This window comes from uncultured Thermanaerothrix sp., from assembly GCF_938028735.1.
In the GTDB taxonomy this organism is placed as follows: Bacteria; Chloroflexota; Anaerolineae; order Anaerolineales; family Anaerolineaceae; genus Thermanaerothrix.
In genome coordinates, this window is record NZ_CALIMF010000007.1 from 25,662 (window position 1) to 43,597 (window position 17,936).

At 56.1% G+C, this 17,936-nt stretch carries 18 protein-coding genes; 11 read left to right on the forward strand and 7 right to left on the reverse strand.

Annotation, left to right across the window (positions count from 1 at the left end; all coding sequences use genetic code 11):
• Positions 1-4: 4 nt before the first annotated feature.
• On the reverse strand, positions 5-1,741 hold the full coding sequence (locus tag Q0721_RS05045) for a hypothetical protein (protein WP_299026310.1): 1,737 nt from the start codon (positions 1,739-1,741) through the stop codon (positions 5-7).
• Between the two features lie 137 nt (positions 1,742-1,878).
• Here Q0721_RS05045 and Q0721_RS05050 point away from each other — a divergent pair, with 137 nt between their 5' ends.
• The 3 genes from Q0721_RS05050 to Q0721_RS05060 are packed head-to-tail and all read left to right on the forward strand — an operon-like array spanning position 1,879 to position 5,348.
• Positions 1,879-3,162, forward strand: a complete 1,284-nt coding sequence (locus tag Q0721_RS05050; protein WP_299026314.1) for a nucleotide sugar dehydrogenase — start codon at positions 1,879-1,881, stop codon at positions 3,160-3,162.
• Between the two features lie 4 nt (positions 3,163-3,166).
• Entirely contained in the window at positions 3,167-4,324 is a 1,158-nt protein-coding gene (gene wecB, locus Q0721_RS05055) for a UDP-N-acetylglucosamine 2-epimerase (non-hydrolyzing) (RefSeq protein ID WP_366519180.1), read from the forward strand.
• Positions 4,325-4,355: 31 nt separating this feature from the next.
• The gene (locus tag Q0721_RS05060; RefSeq protein WP_366519179.1) at positions 4,356-5,348 is read left to right on the forward strand and encodes a glycosyltransferase family 4 protein; all 993 of its coding nucleotides are present in this window, start codon (positions 4,356-4,358) and stop codon (positions 5,346-5,348) included.
• Positions 5,349-5,361: 13 nt separating this feature from the next.
• On the opposite strand, the gene Q0721_RS05065 is transcribed toward Q0721_RS05060, so the two are convergent.
• The 4 genes from Q0721_RS05065 to hutU are packed head-to-tail and all read right to left on the reverse strand — an operon-like array spanning position 5,362 to position 8,853.
• Positions 5,362-5,883 (reverse strand): phosphoribosyltransferase family protein, encoded by a 522-nt coding sequence (locus Q0721_RS05065; RefSeq protein WP_299026323.1) that lies wholly within the window; start codon positions 5,881-5,883, stop codon positions 5,362-5,364.
• A 56-nt stretch (positions 5,884-5,939) separates the two neighbouring features.
• Positions 5,940-6,833, reverse strand: coding sequence for a hypothetical protein (locus Q0721_RS05070; RefSeq protein ID WP_299026326.1), 894 nt, complete (start codon positions 6,831-6,833; stop codon positions 5,940-5,942).
• The gene (locus tag Q0721_RS05075) at positions 6,830-7,189 is read right to left on the reverse strand and encodes a hypothetical protein (protein ID WP_299026329.1); all 360 of its coding nucleotides are present in this window, start codon (positions 7,187-7,189) and stop codon (positions 6,830-6,832) included. Before Q0721_RS05075 ends, Q0721_RS05070 begins: the two co-directional genes overlap by 4 nt.
• 2 nt (positions 7,190-7,191) lie before the next feature.
• Positions 7,192-8,853, reverse strand: a complete 1,662-nt coding sequence (gene hutU, locus Q0721_RS05080) for a urocanate hydratase (RefSeq protein WP_299026332.1) — start codon at positions 8,851-8,853, stop codon at positions 7,192-7,194.
• A gap of 136 nt (positions 8,854-8,989) precedes the next feature.
• Here hutU and Q0721_RS05085 point away from each other — a divergent pair, with 136 nt between their 5' ends.
• Genes Q0721_RS05085 through Q0721_RS05100 form a run of 4 tightly spaced genes read left to right on the forward strand, consistent with a single transcriptional unit; the run spans position 8,990 to position 13,243 of the window.
• A complete protein-coding gene (locus tag Q0721_RS05085) occupies positions 8,990-10,102 on the forward strand; it encodes a tRNA guanosine(34) transglycosylase Tgt (protein ID WP_299026335.1) in 1,113 nt (370 codons plus the stop codon).
• Complete coding sequence (locus Q0721_RS05090) at positions 10,099-10,917, forward strand: hypothetical protein (RefSeq protein WP_299026337.1); 819 nt, start codon at positions 10,099-10,101, stop codon at positions 10,915-10,917. Before Q0721_RS05085 ends, Q0721_RS05090 begins: the two co-directional genes overlap by 4 nt.
• Positions 10,918-10,919: 2 nt before the next feature.
• On the forward strand, positions 10,920-11,741 hold the full coding sequence (locus tag Q0721_RS05095; RefSeq protein WP_299026339.1) for a hypothetical protein: 822 nt from the start codon (positions 10,920-10,922) through the stop codon (positions 11,739-11,741).
• Positions 11,738-13,243 (forward strand): hypothetical protein, encoded by a 1,506-nt coding sequence (locus Q0721_RS05100; protein WP_299026342.1) that lies wholly within the window; start codon positions 11,738-11,740, stop codon positions 13,241-13,243. Before Q0721_RS05095 ends, Q0721_RS05100 begins: the two co-directional genes overlap by 4 nt.
• Here the strand turns inward: Q0721_RS05100 and Q0721_RS05105 are convergent.
• Positions 13,240-13,980, reverse strand: coding sequence for a 16S rRNA (uracil(1498)-N(3))-methyltransferase (locus Q0721_RS05105; protein WP_299026345.1), 741 nt, complete (start codon positions 13,978-13,980; stop codon positions 13,240-13,242). The genes Q0721_RS05100 and Q0721_RS05105 overlap by 4 nt on opposite strands.
• A 103-nt stretch (positions 13,981-14,083) precedes the next feature.
• Between Q0721_RS05105 and Q0721_RS05110 the strand changes: the two genes are divergently transcribed.
• Positions 14,084-14,812 (forward strand): queuosine precursor transporter, encoded by a 729-nt coding sequence (locus Q0721_RS05110; protein ID WP_299026348.1) that lies wholly within the window; start codon positions 14,084-14,086, stop codon positions 14,810-14,812.
• Between the two features lie 17 nt (positions 14,813-14,829).
• Here Q0721_RS05110 and rsmI read toward each other — a convergent pair whose 3' ends face one another.
• Positions 14,830-15,537, reverse strand: coding sequence for a 16S rRNA (cytidine(1402)-2'-O)-methyltransferase (gene rsmI, locus Q0721_RS05115; RefSeq protein WP_299026351.1), 708 nt, complete (start codon positions 15,535-15,537; stop codon positions 14,830-14,832).
• Between the two features lie 118 nt (positions 15,538-15,655).
• Between rsmI and Q0721_RS05120 the strand changes: the two genes are divergently transcribed.
• The 3 genes from Q0721_RS05120 (at position 15,656) to Q0721_RS05130 (ending at position 17,907) form a co-directional block, all read left to right on the forward strand.
• Positions 15,656-16,345, forward strand: a complete 690-nt coding sequence (locus tag Q0721_RS05120; RefSeq protein WP_299026356.1) for an AzlC family ABC transporter permease — start codon at positions 15,656-15,658, stop codon at positions 16,343-16,345.
• Complete coding sequence (locus tag Q0721_RS05125; RefSeq protein ID WP_299026359.1) at positions 16,342-16,665, forward strand: AzlD domain-containing protein; 324 nt, start codon at positions 16,342-16,344, stop codon at positions 16,663-16,665. Before Q0721_RS05120 ends, Q0721_RS05125 begins: the two co-directional genes overlap by 4 nt.
• 114 nt (positions 16,666-16,779) lie before the next feature.
• Complete coding sequence (locus Q0721_RS05130) at positions 16,780-17,907, forward strand: aminotransferase class I/II-fold pyridoxal phosphate-dependent enzyme (RefSeq protein WP_299026362.1); 1,128 nt, start codon at positions 16,780-16,782, stop codon at positions 17,905-17,907.
• Positions 17,908-17,936 lie beyond the last annotated feature (29 nt).

Consider the following 17,936-nt stretch of genomic DNA (forward strand, 5'->3'; position numbering starts at 1 on the left):
GACCTCAGGAAGCGGGGCGATTTTGAGCTATCAGGGCTTCAATTTCTGCATTGCTTGGAGGAGTCTCGTTGGCAATCGCCAGATGCGCTGGTGCCCAAAAGGAGTCGGGTGCCAGATCAGCCAGCGCCTCAGGCACCCGATGAAAGAGCCGCCAGGCGCTATGATGCCGCACAATGTGAACCATGTGGCGCGGGGTGATGGAGGAAGGGATAGCCATCGTCCATAGGAGGTAATTCGAGGTGACTACCAAACGCTTGAGCGTCCATCCCTGGCGCTGGCACCAATGCGGCATCCAGCGTGTCAATTCCATGGTTGCCTTGGGGTTCTGCAGGGCTTCTGGGAGCGTAGTGACCAGTACAGCCGTGTAGGTTAGGTAGAGAGGGGCCTCTATAGCAGGCCGATTGAGGGCAGCCGGGGATAGCGGTTGGGTGTCCTCTACGCTGAGGGGTGGTGTAGGGGCTTCAAGATCTACGGACGGTTCGGCAGGAAACCCCCCGGTAGCCGCGGCCAAAGCCTCAAAAAAGTCGGGCGGCGGCTCAAAGGCGCCCTCGTGGACTTCTCCAAGGGGTTGAATATCCATTTCACCAGGTTCGAGTGTCCAGATGGCAGACCGGGTAGTTTCTTCCTCGGCTTGGCCGGCTTCGGTGACTAAGCGATCCTCATGGGCTGGGGGCTCTAATGAGGGCTCTTCAGGGGCAAACGTTATTTCAGGCAGCCAGTCTGCTTGTAAGCCTAGCGTTTCCTCGCGGGCAGATCGCTCTGGAGTGGGGGGTGGGGCCTCAGCCAACCATTGCTCCAACAGGCTCAGATCCGGCAGGGATATCTCCTCTTCTTCTCTCTCCTCGGGTGTAGCCCAGCCTTCTGACTCCATCATCCAGCTCAGGGATTCATCCTCAGGGGTTGAGCGTTCGCCCTCAGTGATGATCTCATCAGCGGGGCTGGTGAGAGGAGGAGCGGATGCCTCGGCAAGCAAGAGTTCTGAGGTTAGCCAAGGAGAGGCCTCAAGGGCTTCCGCTAACGACCGTCCTTGTTGCCGTGCCTGACTCAAAGGTATGGAGGTGGCAAAGAATAGCAATAATAGTGTCTGTGGGGTAAGCGGGCGAGCGTAGAGCAGGAGCGGTTCTCCCTGACCCAATGGTGTCACATACCGCAGCCATTCACCGTCTTTCAAGAGGCGTTGCCAGCGCTGCTCCATCCAGGATTCCAGGTGCTTTCGAAGAGATGTTCCAAGGGTACCCGTGTGGACAAGCAAGCGCCCAGCGCTATAAATCCAAGCGGCCTGCGCACTGCTCTGTCCCATGAAAGCATCCAGGTGCTGGCGGAGCGCTTCCAATGCTTGGGGCATTTGAGGCGGGGGCGGGAGGATTTTCTCACCTCGACAGAGAGTCTCCACGGCGAGTAGTAAATCGGGCAGGTAGAAGGGTTTGGAAAGGTAAGCCCAGGCAACAATAGTGGAGGCTTCTGGGTGGTATGGGTCATTCTCCGGCGGGAAGAGCAGGATGGGTAGGTGGGGAAACTGGCGCGATATGGTTTCCAGGCCTTCACGCAGGAGGGTATCGCCCGCAGGGAGGTCTGCAATGAGCAGATCAACGGGTTCCTGGGCAATGCGGTCAAAGATCTCCGCTGGAGAAGCACACAGGGTGACCCGGTAATGACCGGTTTCCTCCAGGCCTAGACGTAGCCATTCGGCGAATTGGGTTTGAGGGCTGAAAACCAGAAGGCTCTTTACATCATTTAGCACATTTTTAAGTCTATCACGCCTGATAAGGCTGAGCAAGCGCAATGGTGGCGAAGTTCGCTTGGAGTCTTGGCAACCCCTGGCGGATATGGGATAATTCAGGGCTGGCTCGGTATTCTCCGAATGTGAGGGAAAACGGCGTGAGGTTCAAAAAAGTTTGCGTTTTGGGTTTAGGCTATATTGGCCTGCCTACCGCCAGCACGCTAGCCACCCATGGTCTGCAGGTCGTGGGGGTAGATGTCAATCCACAGATTGTGCATGGTTTACAAAACGGCAGGCTTCACCTTTATGAACCTGGATTGCGCACGTTGGTTCAGGCGGCTTTGCGTTCGGGCAATCTGGTGGTACGTAGCGAGCCAGAAACCGCAGATGCATTTATCATTGCTGTGCAGACCCCCTTTCTAGAGGATAAACGGGCAGATTTACGATATGTGCGGGCTGCCAGTGAAGCCATTGTCCCTCATTTAAGGACGGGAAACCTGGTTATCCTTGAGTCCACTTCCCCACCCCTGACGACCCTCCAGGTGGTTGCCCCCATTCTTGAGCGTTCAGGTTTACGAGCCGGGCAGGATTTCCACTTGGTTTATTCGCCGGAACGTGTCTTGCCGGGGCAGATTCTGCGCGAATTAATTGAGAATGCGCGTGTGGTTGGGGGGATTGATCGCGCCTCAGCCGAAGCAGCTCGTGACCTGTACGCCACTTTCGTACGAGGCGAGATTGTACTGACCGACTGCACCACTGCTGAGATGGTCAAGTTAATGGAGAATACCTTCCGCGATGTCAACATTGCACTAGCAAATGAATTTGCCCGGTTGGCAGATCGTCTGGGTATTGACGTGTGGGAGGCTATTGCACTGGCCAATCGCCATCCTCGGGTCAACATCTTGCGCCCAGGTCCTGGGGTGGGTGGACATTGCATTAGTGTGGATCCTTGGTTTCTGGTCGAGGCAGCCCCAGACCTGACCCGCTTGATCCGTTCCGCCCGTGAAGTCAATGACTCACAGCCTGATTTTGTGGTGGAATGGGTGGAGCGCAATCTGGGACGCTTGGAGGGGCGGCGCCTGGCCGTTTTGGGCCTGGCCTATAAGCCCGATGTGGATGATTTGCGCGAAAGTCCGGCCATTGAAGTAGTTCATCGGCTGGTCCATGCTGGGGCGCATGTGCGTGCCTACGAGCCCTTCAAACCCGAGGCTCAAATATCGGGTGTGCCAACTGTACCCACACTGCCAGAGGCGTTGGAGAAGGCCGAGGCATTGGTGTTGCTGGTAGGCCATACCAGCCTGCGCGAGATTAACCCCTACGAGATTCAGACACTGACTCCGGCCCGCCTGGCTTTCGATGCCGTAAACGGTTGGGATAAGACAGCTTGGCAAGCGGCTGGTTTTCGAGTTCTGCGATTGGGGGATGGGCGCGAGGATGCCTGAACGTTTGCGCGTGGTTTCTATCTTTGGTACGCGCCCGGAGGCGGTCAAAATGGCGCCGGTGGTGCAGGCACTGGCGGCTTGCCCCGAAATTGAGTCGCGTGTGGTTGTAACCGCCCAACACCGCCAGATGCTGGACCAGGTGCTTGCCGTTTTCAACATCCAGCCAGACTTCGATCTGAATCTGATGCAGCCCAATCAGTCCCTGGCAGCATTAACGGCGAACATCTTGGTCCATCTCGACCCGGTGCTGGAAAAGTTGCGCCCGGATTGGGTGTTGGTGCAGGGTGATACCACCACTGTGATGACCACGGCGTTAGCATGTTACTATCGCCGTATCCGCGTGGGTCACGTGGAGGCAGGCCTGCGCACTGGCGACAAATGGCAACCCTTCCCGGAGGAAATCAATCGCCGCATCGCGGGTGTGGTGGCCGACTTGCACTTTGCGCCAACTGAGCACAGCCGACGCAACTTACTGGCCGAGGGTGTGCCAGATTGGCGAATCGTGGTTACCGGGAATCCGGTTATTGATGCGCTCCATCAGATTGTGCGCCAGCCAGTACCGGGGGAGGTAAAGGCTTTGCTGGCCCGTCATGGTATCGGACCAGGTGGAAAGCGCCTGATCCTGGTGACCGCCCACCGGCGCGAAAATTTCGGTCGGCCCCTCGAAGCCATTTGCCAAGCCCTGCGCCAGATTGCTGAAACTTTTGCTGACTCGGTGCACTTAGTTTACCCGGTGCATCTTAATCCGAATGTGCAAAAGCCTGTGTATACCCTCCTTTCCAATATTTCAAACATTACCCTTATCGCCCCTTTGGACTATCTACCGATGGTGCATTTGATGCGTCAGGCCACCTTGGTGCTGACCGACTCAGGAGGTATTCAGGAAGAGGCCAGCAGCTTGGGGATTCCTACTTTGGTACTTCGGGCAGTCACCGAACGCCCGGAGGGGGTGGAAGCAGGTATCCTGAAACTGGTGGGCACGGATCCTGAAACGATAGTGAATGAAACGGCCCGCCTGTTGAGAGATGAGCGGGCCTATGCTGCCATGGCGCAAGCGGCAAATCCCTTTGGAGATGGACACGCCGCTGAGCGCATCGTGACGGCTCTACTGACCTTTCGTGAGCCCCACATGAACCTGATCAACGATGGCAACCCCAATTAGGAATGTTTGCATTTGGCCAAAACTGGAGGGCTTGGGTGGGCCAACCTCCTTCCAACGCCGTCTAATGGTGGCCTTACAAGCCCGGGGCGTGTCGGTACATCATGATCCCCAGGATCCGGACTGTCAGGCAATCCTGCTCATCGGTGGAACCCGCCACGTAGGTGTGTTGTGGCGGGCTCATCAGCGCGGTCTCCGCATCTTGCAACGCCTGGATGGGATGAACTGGATTCATCGGCGGCGTTTTCAGGGGCTCCGTTATGCTCTGCGTGCCGAGTACGCCAATCTAAATCTGGCCTTCATTCGCCGTTTTCTAGCGGATGGCGTGGTATATCAGAGCCAATTTGCCCGTGCCTGGTGGCAGCGAGTTTACGGGCGGGGAGAGAAGTGGGAGACGGTGATCTATAACGGGGTGGATTTGGATCAGTTTGCTCCCTTTGGTATGCATGAGCGCCCCGCCGAACGCTGGCGCATGCTGGTGGTTGAGGGTCATCTGCGCGGCGGGAGCGCGCTGGGCCTAGAAAGCGCGGTGCGTCTGATGCGTGCTTTGCAGGAACGGGCCAGCCGTCCGGTGGAGTTGTGGGTGGCGGGGGAGGTGCCGACAGCAGAGCGAACCCTTGTCTCTTCGCTGGCTTGCGATCTAACCTTGAACTGGGTAGGGGTGGTCTCGCCAGAACGCATTGCCTATTTGGACCGTTCGTCACATCTATTCTTTTCGGCTGAATTGCATCCCGCCTGTCCAAATGCCGTGATTGAAGCCCTCGCGTGTGGTCTGCCGGTGGTAGGTTTTGACACCGGCGCACTGGGTGAGATTGTGACTCCCGTGGCTGGGCGGGTTGTTCCATATGGTGCCGATCCCTGGCGCCTTCAGTCTCCGCAGATTGAGCCTCTCGTGGAGGCCAGCCTTGAGATCTTATCCAATTGGTCGGTCTTCTCGCGCGGTGCGCGCCAGCGTGCCGAAGCGGCCTTTGGGCTGGAGCGGATGACTTCTCAGTATCTCGAGGCGCTTCAGGTGATTTTGGGGTAATTCCCTCGCAGAATCACAGCCCGCCTAGGATCAGCCCCTGAGTGCCACGACTGATCTCCCAGGGATAGACAATATACGCATCGGTTGTGGCAGCGTAATAATCAGGACGTGCCGTACCGAAAAGACTGCGATAGGGGTTGAAGTGTAACACACAGGTGTAAGGGATTCCCCCCGCTCCAGTAATGCGATTTTTGACCGCAGTGATGGTGCGCCCAGACCCCCAGACGTCATCTACGACCAAAATGCGACGGTTACGCAAAAGGTGATCTTCTGGGAACTGTAAGAACTTGGGCCAGGCCAGCAAGCGAGATTTGTCTTTCTCTTTTTCTTTGAGGTTCTCGTACTCTAGCTCGGCGGGGAAATCCACTGAAGCCGTAAGAATAATGCTCATTTTCAGCGCTTCGGCCAGCAGGCCTCCGGGAATAATACCGCCATGGGTGATCATTACCATGGCGTCGAACTCTACTTCGAACTGAGGAATAAGATGGTCAATTAACTGCTCTACATCATTCCAGGTTAAAACCTCACGCCGCATGCCCTGGCTCCCGGTCAGTTTTTAAGGTTGGTTAGTTCCAATTATACTCGCCCCTACTACTGGGTGAAGTCCAATTGCCACCCACCGATAAAGGTTTGTCCATCTGGTGTTTTACACTGTGGGGGTTGGAGCCCCCGTACTGTTTCTCCCACATCGCCGGGTCGAACATCATATACTAGATGAGGGTCCAACAAGGCATCGGCGTAGCCAGGGCTGATCGTGGGGTAAAGCCCAGTATAGAAGACATTCTGCCCACTATTCCAAAGTAATGTAATCGGAATGCCTGGCAACGGCTGCCCGTTATTATCGGTCAGGTAAATCTGGAGCAGGCCCGCGGGGACGCCGCTTTCGCATAACTGACGTTGTTCGACTAGTTTGAACGGCGCCTGAAGGGCTGCGCGCTGAGTAGGTGAAGGCCGGGGGGTGAAAGTCGGCCAGGGGGTCACAGTGGAAGTAGGGGAAGGCGTAGGAGTCGGTGTGGCGATGGCCTGACCAAGATCGAGCGTCGGTAGAGGGGTTGTGTAAGCAGGAGTGCCAGAACCAGAGGCAGGGGTTGCCGATGATGAAGGAGAGAGGGTGGATGAAGTGAGGTCAGTCACCAACTGGGCCAACGCACGTGCGCTCTCAAGATTGTTCCCTTCTGCCAGCCATTGCTGTGCCTGGCTAGCCAGCGCTTCTGGTGCAAGGTCGCCATCAAGCAATTGCAGACGCAGGCGGGCGCGCTCGAGGTTGCCATTGGATTGGTAAGCCTGGGCGATCAGCAGGCGATAGGTGGCCTTGTATGGTTCGCCTAGCATGGCGGGAGCCGTATCTACATAGCGCAGGGGGCTGAGCACACGCGCGATGAACAACCCAAGCAGGACCCCTAGCACCAGCCCGGTGAGCAGGTACAAAGGTGGTTGGGGAGATGGCTCTTCGCTAGGATAGTTGTCCAGGTCGTCAAGGGTCATGGTGTTACCGTGGATTGAATGCGGGGGTAAGTCTGGAGAGCCTGGAAGAGACGCGCCAAGGTTTCAATGTCCTCGCGTGCATATCCCAACTGCTGGGCGGTCAGGATGGCTTCTTGCACTTTGCGTAAGGGAGATTCTCCCAGCAGGGCCAGGCGTTGTGCTGCGGCATTCACATCCCCTTCGCGCTGGTAGATCTCGGCCACCATCAATACATAATCAGCCTGGTAGTCGGCGCGTAGGGTTTCGGGAGTCATGTCCTTGGGCTGGGCGGCGAGAATGCCCCACCCTAGATAGAGTCCCAGCCCCAATCCTACCGCCAGCGTGAACAGAAAACCCAAAACGCGCCAGAGTCGCACGGCTAGGGAGTCTCCTTAAGCATAGGGATGCGTAACCCATGGCGGCGAGCCGCGGCAATGGCTTCAGGGTAACCGGCATCGGCGTGACGCACAATGCCCATGCCAGGATCGGTGGTAAGTACGCGTTCCAGCCGTCGAGCTGCTTCGGGCGTACCATCGGCCACCACTACCATTCCGGCGTGCTGGCTAAAGCCAATTCCCACACCACCTCCATGATGGAAGGCCACCCAGGTCGCGCCGGCAGCGGTGTTGACCAGGGCGTTCAAAATAGGCCAATCAGAGATGGCGTCACTTCCGTCGCGCATTCCTTCAGTCTCACGATTGGGAGAGGCGACAGAACCGGCATCCAGGTGGTCCCGGCCGATTACAATTGGGGCTTTGAGGATACCCTGAGCTACCATCTCGTTGAATTTTAGCCCGGCTTTAGCGCGCTCACCATACCCCAGCCAGCAAATGCGCGCCGGTAAGCCCTGGAAGGGGACCCTCTCGCGCGCCATGCGCAACCAACGCTGTAAGTGCTCGTCCTCAGGGAAAAGTTTCATAATGGCCTTGTCAGTGCGATAGATGTCCTCAGGATCACCTGAAAGGGCTACCCAACGGAAGGGACCTTTGCCCTCACAAAACAGGGGACGGATGTAGGCGGGTACAAAGCCAGGAAAGTTAAAAGCGTCTTTGACACCGGCCTCATAGGCGCGCTGGCGCAAATTATTCCCATAATCAAAGACCTCAGCCCCGCGGCGCTGGAATTCGAGCATGGCTTGCACATGCCGGGCCATGGAATCCATGGCTCGACGTTCGTATTCAGCCGGGTCTTTGGTACGTAGTACCGCCGCTTCTTCGACACTTAGCCCACTAGGGATGTACATGAGCACATCGTGCGCGGGTGTTTGGTCGGTAACCACGTCAGGGGTCACCCCGCGCGTGACCAATTCCGGGTAAATATCCGCCGCGTTGGCGATTAGCCCAATCGAGCGTGGGATACCTTTGTCTAGGCATTCCTCAACCCGTGTCATGGCCTCCTCAAGGTCGTTGGTCACTTCGTCAACGTACCCGATTTCCAGGCGGCGGCGGGCTCGCGCAGGATCCACTTCCACAATTAACCCTACCCCTTCATTCATCGTAATAGCAAGGGGTTGAGCACCTCCCATGCCACCCAAGCCGGCCGTCAGCACAAACTTCCCTTGCAGCGAAGGCCAGCCGCGTTTGCGCGCCACGGCGGCTAAAGTCTCATACGTGCCTTGAAGGATGCCCTGGGTACCGATGTAAATCCAAGAACCGGCAGTCATTTGCCCGAACATCATCAAACCTTTGGCGACCAGTTCGTCAAAGTGCTTCTGAGTTGCCCAGTGTGGCACAAGGTTGGAATTGGCGATCAGCACGCGCGGCGCATCGGGGTGGGTTTTGAAGATTGCCACGGGCTTGCCCGATTGCACCAACAGCGTTTCGTCATTTTCCAATTCACGCAAGCACGCCAGAATAGCCTCAAACGCTTCCCAGTTACGGGCTGCCTGACCACGCCCACCGTAGACCACCAGATCCTGAGGGCGTTCGGCGACCTCAGGGTCTAGGTTGTTCTGGATCATACGATAGGCGGCCTCGGTCTGCCACGATTTGCAGGTGAGCTGGTTGCCGCGAGGGGCACGAACAACGCGCGGTTGAGTCATAGTTTTGCCTCCAAAGTCTAGCCAGGAAATTGTTAGCGGCGAGATCGGTGGGACATTTTTCATTTTACATCAGAAATGGGTAGAGAAGACGAGGTGAACCTTGCTCTTTAGCGGCTCTCGGGGCATAATCCAAGCGATGAAAACCGCATATCCCCAAATTCTGGCTCTTTCTCATGGGCGTTTGACCTTCCCCGCCTTTCTTCCTGATGCCACCTGGGGTGTGGTGCGTGGCGTAGACGCTACAGACCTGCTATCCATTGAAACCCCAGCGCTGATGATGAATACCTTCCATCTTGTACAAAAGCCTGGGGCGATGGTGGTGGAGGCCCTAGGCGGATTGCATCGAATGAGTGGGTGGCAGCGCCCGATTTTTACCGACTCAGGAGGGTTTCAGGCCTATTCTCTGATCCAGCAACAACCCCAGCGGGGGAAAATCAGCTCACAAGGCATCCACTATCAGCCCGAGGGGCGGCGGCGCAAATTCGTTCTAACCCCCGAAAGGGTAGTGGAGTGGCAGTTGCGATTTGGTAGCGATGTGTTGTTTTGCCTGGATGTCTGTACCCATGTAGATGCGCCCATCACCGCCCAGCGCGAGGCAGTAGATTTGACGATTGCTTGGGCTCGCCGCAGCAAAGTGGCTTATCAGCAATGGCTCGACCGGCACTCGCCGGAGGGTGGCAGACGCCCGTTGATCTTTGCGGTGGTTCAAGGCGGCGGGTCTTTCGAGTTGCGTCGTCAATGCGCTGAGGCCTTGCTGGAAATTGGATTTGATGGTTTTGGTTTTGGCGGTTGGCCGTTAGATCGTCAGGGACGTTTGCTCACGGACATTTTGGCGTGGGTGCGTGAGTGTATTCCACCGGAGTATCCACTCCACGCCTTGGGGATCGGCCATCCGCAAAACCTGGTCAGCGGTTATCACCTAGGGTACGGACTTTTTGATTGTGCAATGCCGACCCGCGATGCACGTCATGGCCGCCTTTACCGCTTTACCGCCTGGCCACCGCGTCCCTCGCCAGAGGATGAATCCTGGTGGGAATTTGTGCACATGGATAGTGAGCGCTTAACCCGTCAGGAGACCCCGATTTCTCCCTTTTGTGATGCGATTTGTTGTCGCAACTACAGTGCAGGGTATCTGCGCCATCTCTATTTATTGGGAGACAGCCTCTACCAGCGCTTGGCTACCTTGCATAACCTGCGCTTTATGCAGCAATTGAGCGCGTACCTGCACCTTGAGAGAGGAATGGCGTGAACGAAGAAGGATATGTGGAAGAAGTGAGCCGTCAGGTATTGTCACACCCGCGTTATCAACACTTAGAGCCGGGATTGGTGCGGGCGCTGGTGCGGCAGGAACTGAGAAAAGGGCGCTCCCCGCGTGAAATCGTCAAAACCGTGCGTAGCAAGTTGCACCAAGTGGCTGCCTCTTATCTTGAGCGCCCCATTGACTACTCAGCCTGGCTGGAACGTTTGCGTACATTACCTCGAGATCGGCAGCATCCGCAGGTGAAGGCTTTTTGTCTGGAGATGATGCGCTTGCATGCTTCAACGCGTGAACGCTTGCCTTATCTGGAGCCTTTTTACCAGCAAGTTTTGGCTCCGGTGGGCCAGATTCATTCGTTGCTGGACTTGGCCAGTGGTTTGAATCCCTTGGCGACTCCCTGGCTACCTCTGGCCCCAGATGCCCAGGTGGTGGCCTGGGAAATTTTCGCTGATATGGTGGATTTTCTTAACCACTTCTTCACCCATCTAGGGATAAGGGGGCGGGCAGAACAACGAGATTTAAGCATGACTCTGCCCGAACAACCGTTCCAAGTGGTCTTTCTTCTGAAGACTCTTCCCTGCCTGGAACAATTGGATAAAACACTCAGTCGCCGACTCCTTGAGTCAATCCCAGCCGACTACCTTCTGGTCTCGTTTCCCACTTATAGCCTGGGTGGTCGCAGGAAGGGCATGCGGGTTAATTACGCTCAGCGCTTTGAGCAGCTGGTTGCTGATAAGCCTTGGAGCGTTTGGCGTTTCGACTTTCCGACCGAACTGGCTTTTTTGGTACGCAAAGGGGGACGCTAACGATGAAGCACAAACCCGGCGAAAATCCCTGGGTGGAGCAGTTCATTCGCCAGGTGCGTCAATCTGCCAAATATCGCCACCTGGACTTGCCGGAGACTTTGTTACAAGATGTGATCACCCGTGCCTTAGCCCGTTATGAGAAACCCGCCCAGGCCATGGTAGCTGCCCGGCGAGTGTTGCATCAGGTTGTGGCGCCCTACCTGGGGGATCCAGATTACACTTGGGCACTGCAGGCACTGGAGGTTGCTGCGGATAAGGGGATGGAGGCGATACGCCAGGTGTGTCTCGAGTTACTTCGTTCTCATGCCTCCACCCGTGAGCGTTTACCCTTCCTTAAGACCTTCTACCAACGTTTATTTGAGGTGACCGGACTACCGGAGACCATTCTGGATCTGGCCTGTGGGCTTAATCCCCTGGCCTGGCCCTGGATGGGTCTACCGCCGACCACGCGTTACCTGGCTTTTGATATTCACCGCCCTCGTGTTGCCCTGATTAACGCCTTCTTTCAACGAATAGGCGTTGAGGGTGAAGCACTTCACCAAGACATCTTGGTGCAGCCTCCTAGGATCCCGGCGGAGGTGGCGTTCTTTTTCAAGGAGATTCACCGCTTCGAGGAACGGCAGCCCGGTTGTGCGCGTCCGTTCCTGGAGGCCATACCCGCGCGCTGGGTGTTAATCTCTCTGCCTTCGCGCAGCCTAAGCCGACGCCGTGATCTCTTGCCCTTTCATCAACGGCTTATGACCAGAATTCTGAATGGCCTGGACTGGGAAGTGCAAGAACTCTACTTTGAAAATGAGGTTGTCTTTTGTGTGCGTAAAGAATGAAACCTGAACGGTCGTCTTCTCCCTTTTCTATGGAGCGTGCGCTGGAAGAAGCCCTAGCACGTTTTCGTCCCTTGCTTTCGGCTGAGGAATGGCAGGCCCTACTGGAAGAATTGAAGCGCCCGCTTGCGCCCGCATTGCGCCTGAATCCCCTAAAAGTCAACCCCGCCGAGGTACATATGTGGGCGGAGTGGTATGGCTGGCGCTTGCAACCAGTACCTTTCTGTCCGACCGGTTGGCAGGTTGTCGAATCAGCATACCCGGTTAGCCAGACAATTGAACACCGTTTGGGTTATTATTATATTCAGGACGCAGCTTCTATGCTGCCAGTAGAGTTGTTTGATTTTCCCCCTGATGCGCGTCCGTTGATTCTGGATATGGCGGCTTCGCCGGGAGGAAAAACCACACACTTAGTGGCGCGCACCAACGACCGTGGCTTGGTCATTGCTAACGATTCCTCGCATGAACGACTGACCGCTCTGCGGCTGGTCTTGCAAACCTGGGGAGGCATCAACTTGGCTATAACGGGGTTTCCGGGCGAACGATGGGGGGGATGGTACCCGGAAACGTTTGACGCCGTTTTGCTGGATGCCCCTTGTAGTATGCAATCCTTGCGACCATTGGAAAGTCATCCCATGCGCCCGATCAGCCAGGGGGAACAGCGACGGTTGGCACAGCGCCAGGTGGCACTGTTGCTCAGCGGATTGCGCGCGCTCAGAGTGGGGGGGCAAATGGTCTATGCTACTTGTACCCTGGCTCCTGAGGAAGACGAGGCTGTGCTGGAAGCGGCTCTACAGCGCCACCCTGGAACATTTGAGATTGAATCGGTGGATGACCGATTGCCTGCGCCTGCCCCGGCTTTGGAGGCTACACCCGAGCACCGTTTTCCTCCTCAGGTGCGACGTGCCGTGCGTCTCTGGCCTCATCGTTTCCACACTGCGGGATTTTTTGCCGCCCGCCTGCGTAAGGTGGCCCCAGTGCCTTCAGAATCAGGGATGACCTCCCCGCCGCAAACCCGAACGCGTCTGACTTGGTTGAGGCCGAGCGAAATGCGAGAGGTGTTGGAAGCGCTAAAGCGTGACTACGGGTTGGACATGCAACCTCTGTTCGAGGTTCAAGTAGCGGGATTGGTTCGTCGAGAGGATTACCTTTATGCCGCCCCGCGCGCCTTTGAGGCTTATTTTGGCGCTTTACCCGTTGTGTCATTAGGGCTGCCTCTTCTGGAAGCCACCCCCGAGGGCTGGGTGTTGACCCATGAAGGCGTGGCGCGTTTTGGGCGTCAGTGCCAACACGGACGGGTGATTCTGCCGGCTGAGATGGTAACCCCTTGGTTACGAGGAGAAGACGTGCCCTTGGTGATTCGTCCCCCCTGGCCAAAGACGCGGGTGGTAATTGTCACTGATGTGCATGGGCGCGTTCTGGGGCGGGGGCGTGTGCAGCGGACTCAACTGAAAAATCTGCTCCCACGGCGGGTCGTGCTGCAGCAGCCACCTTCAGTGCCCTAGAGATCGTTGAGTTCATAGAGGGTGAGCGCGGCCCCAAGGATGGCGGCGGTTTCCATGCGTAAGATGCGTGTTCCCAGAGAACACGTCAGCCAACCAGCTTGCTGCGCTCGGAGAACTTCATTCGGGCTCAGGCCCCCTTCTGGCCCAATGATCAACGCTACTTCCTCAGGAGACATGGACAGGCTGCGAATGGCCTGCCGCAAGGAACGTTGATTTTCACCTTCCCAAGCCATGAGGCAAAGGGAGGTGGTGGTTTGGGCCTGCTTTATTGCCCGTTCCAGTTCGAGAGGAGGATGAACTTCAGGGATTCGTCCCCGCCCACATTGTTCGGCGGCCTCCTGGACAATACGCCGCCAGCGGGGAAGTTTCTCGCGAGCAACAGTAATTTCTCGCACCAAGGTGCGTTGGGTAATCAGGGGAACAAAAGCGATTATCCCGACTTCAGTGCCCTTTTGTAGCACCCATTCGAATTTCTCCCGCTGAGTCAGCCCCAAGTAAAGGGTCAGGCGGGTGCGGGGTTCGCTGGTAATCGGCAAAGTCTCTAGTATCACCCCCGTAGCCGAAGAGGGTTGGAGATTTTCCAGCCGTACGCGGAAGGCCGCTCCGTTGTTATCGAGGACCACCACCTCTTGACCGGTTTTCATCCGCAAGACGGCGTAAATTTGGTGCGCGGTTTCAGGCGGGAAGCTGACCCACGAGGCGTGAATGCAATCGGGGGGGAGAAAAAATCGGTGCATGGCTAAAAAAATCAAACGAGGGCTGCGGGATTTACGCTAAATGGATTATACTTGGGGCGCGATTTTTGAGGAGCCACATCCGTGGGTGTTGCCGGGGAAAAGGATGAATCAACAACTGGTTTCAGAACGTTCTTATCGTTATCTGGATCTTATCACGGCGCTTTTTGTTACCGTGCTAATTGTGAGCAACATCGCTTCCTCGGCCAAGATTGTGGATTGGGGCATTTCTGTTTTTGGGGTTCGCCTGGCATTTGATGCTGGCACCCTGCTTTTTCCAATTAGTTATATTTTTGGCGATGTGCTGACTGAGGTCTATGGGTTTCGCCGCTCGCGTCGAGTAATCTGGACCGGCTTTGCCATGTTGGGGTTGAGCGCGCTGATTTTTGGAATGGTGCGCGGACTGCCGGGTGAGGCTACCTGGGAGCAATATGCCGGTCAGCAAGCCTATGATGCCATCCTGGGCGGCATGTTCAGCGGGGGGATCGTCATTGCTAGCCTGGTAGCCTATTTGGCAGGGGAGTTCAGTAATTCCATTGTGTTGGCGCGGATGAAGGTCTTAACCCGAGGGCGTTGGTTGTGGATGCGAACCATCGGGAGCACCTTGGTAGGCGAGGGGGTAGATACAGCCGTGTTTATTTTAGTTGCCTCGTTGACCGGTGTCTTTCCCTGGTCGCTTTTTGGCACGCTGGTGCTGACCAATTATCTCTTCAAAGTCGGGGTGGAGGTCATCATGACCCCGTTGACCTACCAAGTGGTTAACGCTCTCAAGCGGGCTGAGAGCGAGGATTATTATGATACTCACACGCGCTTTACCCCCTTTGCCCTGACATAAAGCCAGGGAATAAGCAGTCAATCCGCTTCTTCGCTTAGAGTAGAGTCAGTGGTTGTGGTGTATCCCTTACCAGCAATCACAACCACGTACTCCCCTCTCAGGGGCTCGCTTTCAAAACGGGCTTTCAATTCGGCGAGGCTACCGCGGTAAATCGTTTCGAACATCTTGGTCAGATCATTAGCGATGGCAGCTGGGCGATTGCCGTAGACTGCTAGCGCATCGGTGAGAAACTCACGCAGGCGATAGGGACTCTCGTAGAAAATCAGGGTATGGGGGCTTTCTCGATCGATCTCCAGAAAGCGGCGACGTGCACCGGGCTTACGGGGTGGGAAGCCGCGGAATGTGAAAGAATGTACGGGCAGGCCAGAGAGGATAAGAGCTGGAATGAGGGCAGTTGGGCCGGGGATGGCGGTTAATGGTATGCCGGCAGCAATAACGGCGCGCACTAGGACGTAGCCGGGGTCAGAAATGCCCGGCGTGCCCGCATCGGTGACCAGGGCCAAGGATTTACCCTCTTGGAGCAGTCGCATCAAACGCGGTAATATCTTTTTCTCGTTTTCTTCGCGGAACGAAATCTGGGGCTTGTGAATATCATAGTGCTTCAACAGAACCCCGGTACGGCGGGTGTCCTCGCTAACAACATAATCCACTAGGCGCAAAGTTTCGAGCGCACGCTGAGAAATATCTCCCAAGTTGCCGATAGGGGTGGAAACCAGATAGAGCATTCTGAACCTTCAGAAAAGCGTTGGTGTTCTTAATTGTATCCCAAACACCTGGTCTTGTATCGGACTATAATACACGCCAATAGGGGCTCTGTCATGAGGGGCCAAGCAGGAGAGAGCGATGAGCAAAGAAAGTTCTTGGAAACGCTTTTGGGAGGGAGTACGGAACGAGGTGCCATTGCTGATAGGGGTGGCACCTTTTGGTATGATTTATGGCGTCATCGCCTTGGAGGCCGGCTTGTCTCCCCTTCAGGCACAGGCGATGTCGGTGGTGGTGTTTGCTGGATCGGCGCAGTTTATGACCGTCCAGCTCCTGGCGGGGATGACCCCAGCTCTGGTGGTGATCTTGACAGGCTTTGTGGTCAATTTGCGGCACTTGCTTTACAGTGCCTCGGTGGCACCATGGCTACAGGGCCTCTCCAGTTTCTGGAAAGCCCTTTTGGCGTATCTACTTACCGATGAGGCTTATGCGGTGAGTATCGTCAATTATCGCCATAATGGTCAACGTTTGGGTGAGCATTGGTTCTTCCTCGGTGCCGGACTAGCGTTGTGGGCGACCTGGCAGACCAGTACGGCAGTGGGTATTCTGTTGGGGAGATTCGTTCCTGATACATGGGGGCTGGATTTTGCCTTACCGCTCACTTTCATTGCGCTGGTGGTGCCCAGCCTGCGCCACGCAGCGGATAGATTGACGGCTGTAGTAGCGGGCGGAATGGCCGTTTTATTAGTGGGCCTGCCTTATAAACTTGGCCTGATCCTAGCCAGTCTGGTGGCGATTGGGGTCGGCTTGGTATGGGAGAGACGGCGATGACAGTATGGTGGGTCATTCTGGCGCTGGGTGGGTTGACTTATCTCACCCGCTTGTCTTTCATTACGTTGTGGCGGCATCTACGTCTGCCTGACTGGACGCAGCGTGCCCTCTATTTCGTCCCAGTAGCCGTTCTTAGCGCTATTGTTGTGCCCGAGTTAGTGACCCTGGATCAGCATTTGAACCTTACCCTGGCAAACCCGCGTTTGTTGGCAGGGGTTGTGGCCATTGGGGTGGCATACCGCACGCGCAATGTTTTTCTCACCATTTTGGTGGGAATGGTAGCGTTTTGGTTGCTTCGTCTGGTGCTGATTGGGGGCTAACGGGGGTAATCAGGACGCAAGACGGCTTAAGAGGGGTGAAGGGCGGTCTTTATCAGGAGGGCTTATACTTGATAGTGGGGTATGTGCTGAATTCTTCCTTCGTCGAGGAGGCTTATGAAGTTATCACCTTTCAAACTTGAGCGCTTCTTTGCTCGCTATGAGTTCAATGTGCGCTATGTGTTGTGTGCTTCCGATTGCGAAACGTTCAGTGTGCGTGATCTTCTGGCCTTAGAGCCCGAAGCCGAAGCCCGCTTGCTGGACCTCCGCCTGGGATATACGGAATCATCGGGCGCGCCGAGTTTGCGCCAGGCGATCGCCAGGCTCTATACCACAATGGATCCGGATGAAATTCTGGTGCATAGTGGCGCGGAAGAGGCTATTTTTACCTTTATGGTGGCGGTACTCAGACCCGGTGATCACATTATCGTCCACAGTCCCTGTTATCAATCGCTGGCCGAGGTGGCGCGCGGACTAGGCTGCCAGGTTTCTTTCTGGCCGGCTAACGAATCCCAGGGCTGGGGACTAGATCCACAAGATCTGCGGCGCCTGATCCGCCCTTACACGCGTGCCGTGGTCATCAATGTTCCTCATAATCCTACGGGTTACCTGATGCCTCGTGAGGTGTTTGATGAAATCCATCGTCTCACTCAAAAGCATGGTCTGATTTTATTCTCCGACGAGGTTTATCGTGAACTGGAATATGATCCGGCGCAACGTTTGCCGGCCGCTTGCGATGTGAACCCACAGGCAGTGTCATTGGGGGTGATGTCAAAAGCTTACGGCCTGCCGGGGCTGCGCATTGGTTGGGTTGCCACCCATCGTCAGGATCTCTTGCAAGCGATGGCCGTGGTTAAAGACTATCTTACGATCTGTAACAGTGCTCCTGCCGAGGTATTGGCGGAAGTGGCGCTGAAGCATCGAGAGGTGTTACTGGAGCGCAATCGGGCTATTTTGAGCCAGAACCTAGAGTACTTGTCCTCATTCTTTCAGCGTTACCCTGAGCGTCTGAGTTGGGTGCCACCTCGGGCCGGTTCGGTGGCTTTTCCGCGTTTGCTCGAAGGCGACGTGGAGGCTTTTTGTGAAGCTTTGGTGGTGAAAACAGGTGTTTTACTGGCACCAGGAACGCTCTTTGACGATATGGGGAACCATTTTCGCCTTGGGCTGGGCCGACGCAACATGCCTGAGGCACTGACGCTACTGGAAGCCTTTATGGAGGAATGGCGGACACTGCCCACTCTCTAGGACATAGGCAAACAGGCTGCGGTTAGCGC